Here is a 6,233-nt window from a genome sequence, read left to right on the forward strand (position 1 = left end):
GGCCGGCGGGGCCCAGGATCGATCGCTCGGATACCCGCCGGGGGCGGTCAGGAAGGCGCCGGCGAACTCGACGTCGACGGCGTTCGGCCCGGTCGAACCGGTCGACCCGGCCCACGCCGACGCCACGGCCGGGTCCCCGCCGAGGTCGACCACCCGGGTGATGCCGCCGGGAAGGAGTCCACTCGCGTCGAAGAGGCCGAGGTGCACGTGCGAGTCGATGAAACCAGGCAGGATCGTTCCGGCCAGGCGGCGGCCGGCACCGTCCGCCGATCCGGCGGGCGACAGGTACTCGAGCGCGCCGGCACGAACCTGCAGCAGGCTCGGGCCGCGCCATCCGCCCAGCCACACCTCGTCGACCCGAATCGGGTCGGAAGCGTTGGGGGCGTCGGCGTTCACCGGCCGATTTCGGTGCGAACCGCGAAGAGCTCCGGAAAGAACGTGAGGTCGAGGGCGCGCTGGAGGAAGCCGACGCCGCTCGATCCGCCGGTGCCCCTCTTCATGCCGATCGTGCGCTGCACGGTGCGGAGGTGCCGGAACCGCCAGAACTGGAAGTTGTCCTCGAGGTCGACGAGCTCCTCGCACGCCTCGTACACGCGCCAGTTCTCGTCGGCCGAGTCGTAAATCGCCGTGAACACCGGTACGAGCTCCGGCGTGAACGTGTAGGCCTTCGTCACGTCCCGCTCGAGCACACTCGCCGGCACCGGATGCCCCTGCCGGTGCAGGAAGCGCAGGAACTCGTCGTAGAGGCTCGGCTCATCGAGCAGGTCGGCGAGCACCTGCCTGGCTGCCGGGTCACTCTCGAACACGGTGAGCACCTTGGCGTTCTTGTTGCCGAGGATGAATTCGACGGCCCGGTACTGGTGCGACTGGAACCCGGACGCGTTGGCGAGGGAGCCACGGAACTGCGCGTACTCGGTGGGGGTGAGGGTGGCGAGCACCGACCACTGCTGGGTAAGCGTCTCCTGGATGTGCTTGACCCTCGCGATGCGCTTGAGCGCGGTGCCGAGGTCGTCGGCCATGAGCCGCTCGCGTGCCGACCGCAGTTCGTGCAGCAGGAGTTTGATCCAGAGCTCGCTCGTCTGGTGCTGGATGATGAACAGCATCTCGTCGTGATGCTCGGGGACGCTGAGCGGGCGCTGCGCCCCGAGCAGCTCGTCGAGCGCCAGATACGACCCGTAGCTCATCCGCCCGGCGAAGTCGGTGACGATGCCCGGCTCGATCGGCCTCGTGTTGTCTTCGATGCTCACCGGCCCTCCGTTCTCGTCAGTTGACGTTCTCGTCAGTTGACGATGTGCATCGCGCGGGCGGCATCCGTGATGGAGTCGGAGAGCGAGGGGTAGACGGCGAACGCGCGCGCCACCTGGTCGACGGTGAGCCGATGCTCGACCGCGATCGCAATCGGCAGGATGAGCTCGGACGCGCGGGGCGCGACGATCACGCCGCCGATCACGGTGCCCGATCCGGTGCGGGCGAACAGCTTGACGAAGCCGTCCTTGATGCCCATCATCTTGGCCCGAGGGTTGGAAGCGAGGGGAAGCTTGTAGATCTCGCCCTGGGCGATTCCGTCTTCGATCTGCTTCTGGGTCCAGCCGACCGTCGCGATCTCCGGCTGGGTGAAGATGTTGGAGGCGACGTTGCGCAGCTCGGTGGGGTTCACGGCGTCGCCCATGGCGTGGAACACGGCCGTGCGGCCCTGCATGGAGGCGACGGAGGCGAGGGGCAGGAAGTCCGAGCAGTCGCCGGCGGCGTAGATGGACGGCATCGAGGTGCGCGCGACTCGGTTGACGCGGATATGGCCGGAGTCGGTGAGCTGCACGCCGGCCTCCTTGAGGCCGATTCCCGCCGTGTTCGGCACCGAGCCGACGGCCATCAGGCAGTGGCTGCCCTCAACGGTGCGGCCGTCGCTCAGGGTCGCGATCACGCCGTCCTTGGTGCGTTTGATCGAGTCGGCCCGCGACTTGGAGAGAACGGTCATTCCGTTGCGCTTGAAGACGTCCTCGAGCACGCGCGCGGCATCCGCGTCCTCGCCCGGCAGCACCTGGTCGCGGCTGGAGATGAGGGTGACCTTCGAGCCGAGGGCGGTGAAGGCGGAGGCGAACTCGGCTCCGGTGACACCCGAGCCGACAACGATGAGGTGCTCGGGCGTCTCCTGCAGCGTGTAGAGCTGCGTCCAGGTGAAGATGCGTTCGCCGTCCGGCTTCGCGGTGGCGAGGATGCGCGGGCTCGCACCCACCGAGACGACGATGGTGTCGGCCTGGATCTCGTCGAAGTCGGTGCTCGTCTTGCCCTTGCTCGTGGACACGATCACCGTGTTGGGGCCATCGAGGCGACCGTCGCCCTGGATCACGCGTACGCCGGCCTTGATCAGCTGGGACTTCATGTCCTCCGACTGCTGGCGGGCGAGGCGCAACAGCCGCTGGTTGACGGCGGCGAGATTGACCGTGACCTCTGGCCGCATCGGTCGGCCAGACTCTCCGCGGGTGAAGAACTGCACGCCCAGGTCGGCGGCCTCGCCGATCGCGTTCGCGGCCTCGGCGGTGGCGATGAGGGTCTTCGACGGCACGACGTCGGTGAGGACGGCCGAGCCGCCCACCCCCACACGCTCGACGACAGTGACCTCGGCGCCCATCTGGGCCCCGGTGAGCGCCGCTTCGTAACCACCCGGTCCGCCACCAACGACGGCGATGCGCTGCTTGCGCTCGAACTCATAGGACATGGGCCTATTCTCGCGTGTTGCGGGAGGCCAGCCAAACCGTCCGCGGCGAGGCGGACCAATAGAGTGGGATCATGGCGACGACGCACCCGAATCTTCTCGACGACCCCGCAAACGACCCGTTCTCGATCGCGGCGATGGCCGCGTTCGAAATCGCCGAGCGCACGGGGGTCAAGCAGCACGACATCGCGCTCACCCTCGGCAGCGGCTGGGGCAAGGCGGCCGACCTGATCGGCGAGACCACGGCCACGATCCCGGCCCACGAGGTCACCGGTTTCAGCAAGCCCGCCCTCGAGGGGCACGTCGGCAGCCTGCGCTCCGTGCTGCTCCCGAGCGGCAAGCGCGCGCTCGTGATCGGCGCCCGAACCCATTACTACGAGGGGCACGGAGTGCGCCGCGTGGTGCACAGCGTGCGCACCGCGGCCGCGGCCGGCGCGAAGGTCATGATCCTCACCAACGGCGCGGGCGGCATCCGGGAGACCTGGACGCCGGGCACCCCCGTGCTGATCAGCGACCACATCAACCTCACCGCGGACTCGCCCCTCGAGGGCGCCACATTCATCGACCTCACCGACCTCTACTCAGCGCGGTTGCGGGCCATCGCGAGGAGCGTCGACCCGTCGCTCGACGAGGGCATCTACACGCAGTTTCGCGGACCGCACTACGAGACTCCGGCGGAGGTGCAGATGGCAAAGGCCATCGGCGGCCACATCGTCGGCATGTCCACTGCGCTCGAGGCGATCGCCGCGCGCCAGTCCGGCATGGAGATCCTGGGGCTCTCGCTCATCACGAATCTCGCCGCCGGCATCCAAAAGACGCCGCTGAGCCACGAAGAAGTGCTCGACGCCGGACGTTCGTCCGAGCCGGTGATCAGCGCCCTTCTCGCACGCATCGTGGCCGAACTGTGACCCGGGACGTTGTCGAGGCCGCCAAGGCCTGGCTCGAGCAGGATCCGGATGGGGAGACCCGCGAGGAGCTCGCCGCCCTGATCGCCGCGGCCTCCGCCGGTGACGCCCGGGCGACGGCCGAACTGCACGATCGTTTCGACACGAGGCTCGAGTTCGGCACGGCCGGGCTCCGCGGCCGGATCGAAGCCGGCTCCAACCGGATGAACCGCGTGCTGGTCGCGCAGGCGGCCGCCGGTCTCGCCGCCTTCCTGCTGTCTCGCGAGGAATACCCGAGCGTCGTGATCGGCTACGACGGCCGCAAGAACTCCCGGGTGTTCGCGGTGGACACGGCGGAGCTGATGGCCGGCGCCGGGGTGCGGGCGATCCTGCTTCCCCGACTCCTCCCCACCCCCGTGCTCGCCTTCGCGGTGCGGCACTTCGGAGTGAGCGCCGGAGTCATGGTCACGGCGAGCCATAACCCCCCGCGCGACAACGGCTACAAGGTCTACCTCGGCGGCGACGACAACGGCTCCCAGATCGTGCCGCCGTCGGATGCGGCGATCGCCGAACAGATCCTGCGGGTGGCCGCCGAGAAGAACGTGCTCGAACTGCCGAGGTCGACCGACTTCGAGGTGGCGGGCGAGGAGGTGCTCGACGAGTACGTTCGCCGCACCGCCGCGCTCGTCGCCGCACCAGCCGTGCGTCCCCTCTTCGTCTACACGGCCCTGCACGGCGTCGGCTACGAGACTGCTCACCGGGTGTTCGTGCGCGCCGGATTCGGCGCCCCGGTGATCGTGACCGAGCAGATCGAGCCCGACGCCGACTTCCCCACCGTCGCCTTCCCCAATCCGGAGGAGCCTGGGGCGCTCGACCTCGCCTTCGCGCTCGCCTCCCGGGTGGGTGCCGAACTCGTGATCGCGAACGACCCGGACGCCGATCGTCTCGGCGTCGCCATCCCCGACTCCTCCGGGGGCTGGGAGCGTCTCAGCGGAAACGAGGTCGGCGCGCTGCTCGGCTGGCGCGCTGCCGAACGGATCACCGCGAGCGGCCCGGAGGGCGTGCTCGTCGCGTCGATCGTGAGCTCCCCCGCGCTGGCGGTCGTGGCGCGCGAGTACCACCTCGAGTACGTCGACACGCTCACTGGTTTCAAGTGGGTGTCACGAGTGCCCGGCATCTCGTACGGCTACGAGGAGGCCCTCGGCTACCTCGTTGACCCGGACAAGGTGCGCGACAAGGACGGCATCTCCGCGGCCCTCGACTTCCTGGCCCTCTTCACCGAGCTAAAGAGCTCGGGCACGAGCTTCACGCAGCACCGTCGCGACTTCGCGGACCGGTTCGGCGCCTTCGCCTCGGCGCAGGTCTCGATCCGGGTGTCCGATCTCGCCGACATCCCGCGCATCATGGCCGGGCTGCGGGCGAACCCGCCGGAGCGGATCGGCGACACCGCCGTGCGCCAGATCGACGACTTCGCCGATGGTTTCGAGCAGTTTCCGCCCGGCGACATCCTGCGCCTCTGGCTGGAGGACGGCTCACGCGTGATCGTGAGACCGAGCGGCACGGAGCCCAAGGTGAAGGTGTACATCGACGCGTCGAGCGTCACCGGCTCCGCGGACGAGCGGATCGCGGCGGCCGCAAGCCGGGTCGCCGCGCTCGAGAGGGCAGTGAGGCCGCTCGTCCCTTAAGGCCAATGCCGGAGCCGACCTCCCCCGTTGTGCAGGACCCACCCCCGTTGTGCAGGACCCACCCCGACCAGGGTGGCCCACACCCACAGACTCTGGATTTGCAGGACGCTCTCTGCAGGACGGGCGCCTCCGCAATCTGACGCGGGCGATCACGCCGGAGTCAAATTCTGCAGGGCAACCGGCGGCCAGGGGTGTCCTGCAAATCCAGAGTCTGCCGGGGGCGACGGCCCAACCCCTCGGCGCGTCCTGCACAACCAGAGCCTGCCGGGCAGGTGCGCCAGCCTACCCTCCGCCGAGGGCCACCGAGATCTCCGCCGCGGCGGCCCGCGCCCGGTGCTCCACAAACTGCGCGCGCGCGCCGCTGAACGTCGTCGCGACGTACGGCACCGTGAGCGCCGCCACCGCTGCCCCGGAGGCGCCGATCAGCGGAAAGACGATGTCGGTGATCCCCGGTTGGAGGCTGTCCGCCATCCGTTCGAAACCCTGCTCGGCCACCCGCGCGACCCGTGTGGCAAAGGCGGGGTCGGCGATGCTCGAGAGCAGCGCGTCCCGGTCCCGCGGGGCCGCGAACGCGACCAGCACGGCTCCGGTCGCGGTCGACTCGACCGGGAATTCGGCGCCGACCCGCACCCGGAAACCGAAACTCGCCGGGCTCTCCACCTGGGCGAGGATCAGGATTCGGCCGGCCTCGAGCATGCCGAGGTTGCAGGACTGCTGAACCTCGTCGCTCAGCCGCCGCATCGGCGCAAGCGCCGCCTGCCTCAGGCCGCGCACCGGGTCGTGCCGGTTGGCGAGCTCGAAGGTCATGATCGAGAAGAAGTAGAGCCCGGATGCGCCGTCCCGGTGGAGGTAGCCGCGCGACTCGAGGGTCTGGAGCACCCGGAAGATCTGCCCGACCGACCGACCGACCGCCTCGGCGATCGCCGCCTGGCTCAGCCCGCCGGCCGTGTC

At 69.5% G+C, this 6,233-nt stretch carries 5 protein-coding genes and 1 pseudogene; 2 read left to right on the plus strand and 4 right to left on the minus strand.

Annotated elements, in window-relative coordinates; translation table 11 throughout:
• The 3 genes and pseudogenes from VIM54_RS15060 to VIM54_RS15070 all read right to left on the minus strand — a co-directional run.
• A pseudogene (locus VIM54_RS15060) lies at positions 1 to 396 on the minus strand (hypothetical protein); the annotation flags it as partial.
• Positions 393 to 1,247: a tryptophan 2,3-dioxygenase gene (kynA, locus tag VIM54_RS15065; RefSeq protein WP_331902549.1), complete on the minus strand. Its 855-nt coding sequence runs from the start codon at positions 1,245 to 1,247 to the stop codon at positions 393 to 395. The gene kynA and the pseudogene VIM54_RS15060, both read right to left, overlap by 4 nt.
• Before the next feature lie 32 nt (positions 1,248 to 1,279).
• Positions 1,280 to 2,716 carry an NAD(P)H-quinone dehydrogenase gene (locus VIM54_RS15070; protein WP_331902550.1) on the minus strand — a complete coding sequence of 479 codons (1,437 nt, stop codon included), beginning with the start codon at positions 2,714 to 2,716 and terminating at the stop codon, positions 1,280 to 1,282.
• Positions 2,717 to 2,787: 71 nt separating this feature from the next.
• Here VIM54_RS15070 and VIM54_RS15075 point away from each other — a divergent pair, with 71 nt between their 5' ends.
• Together VIM54_RS15075 and VIM54_RS15080 are read left to right on the plus strand one after the other, a co-directional pair.
• On the plus strand, positions 2,788 to 3,621 hold the full coding sequence (locus tag VIM54_RS15075) for a purine-nucleoside phosphorylase (RefSeq protein WP_331902551.1): 834 nt from the start codon (positions 2,788 to 2,790) through the stop codon (positions 3,619 to 3,621).
• The gene (locus tag VIM54_RS15080; RefSeq protein ID WP_331902553.1) at positions 3,618 to 5,282 is read left to right on the plus strand and encodes a phospho-sugar mutase; all 1,665 of its coding nucleotides are present in this window, start codon (positions 3,618 to 3,620) and stop codon (positions 5,280 to 5,282) included. The genes VIM54_RS15075 and VIM54_RS15080 overlap by 4 nt, the downstream gene beginning before the upstream one ends.
• A 282-nt stretch (positions 5,283 to 5,564) precedes the next feature.
• Here the strand turns inward: VIM54_RS15080 and VIM54_RS15085 are convergent.
• Positions 5,565 to 6,233 (minus strand): IclR family transcriptional regulator (locus VIM54_RS15085; RefSeq protein ID WP_331902554.1); only part of this gene is annotated, 669 nt, incomplete at its 5' end.

Source organism: Lacisediminihabitans sp. (assembly GCF_036569425.1).
In the GTDB taxonomy this organism is placed as follows: Bacteria; Actinomycetota; Actinomycetes; order Actinomycetales; family Microbacteriaceae; genus Lacisediminihabitans.

Excerpts from the sequence above, each read along its gene's own strand:
- VIM54_RS15070 (WP_331902550.1), bottom strand. The coding sequence starts at position 2,716 with ATGTCCTATGAGTTCGAGCGCAAGCAGCGCATCGCCGTCGTTGGTGGC.
- VIM54_RS15075 (WP_331902551.1), top strand. The coding sequence starts at position 2,788 with ATGGCGACGACGCACCCGAATCTTCTCGACGACCCCGCAAACGACCCG.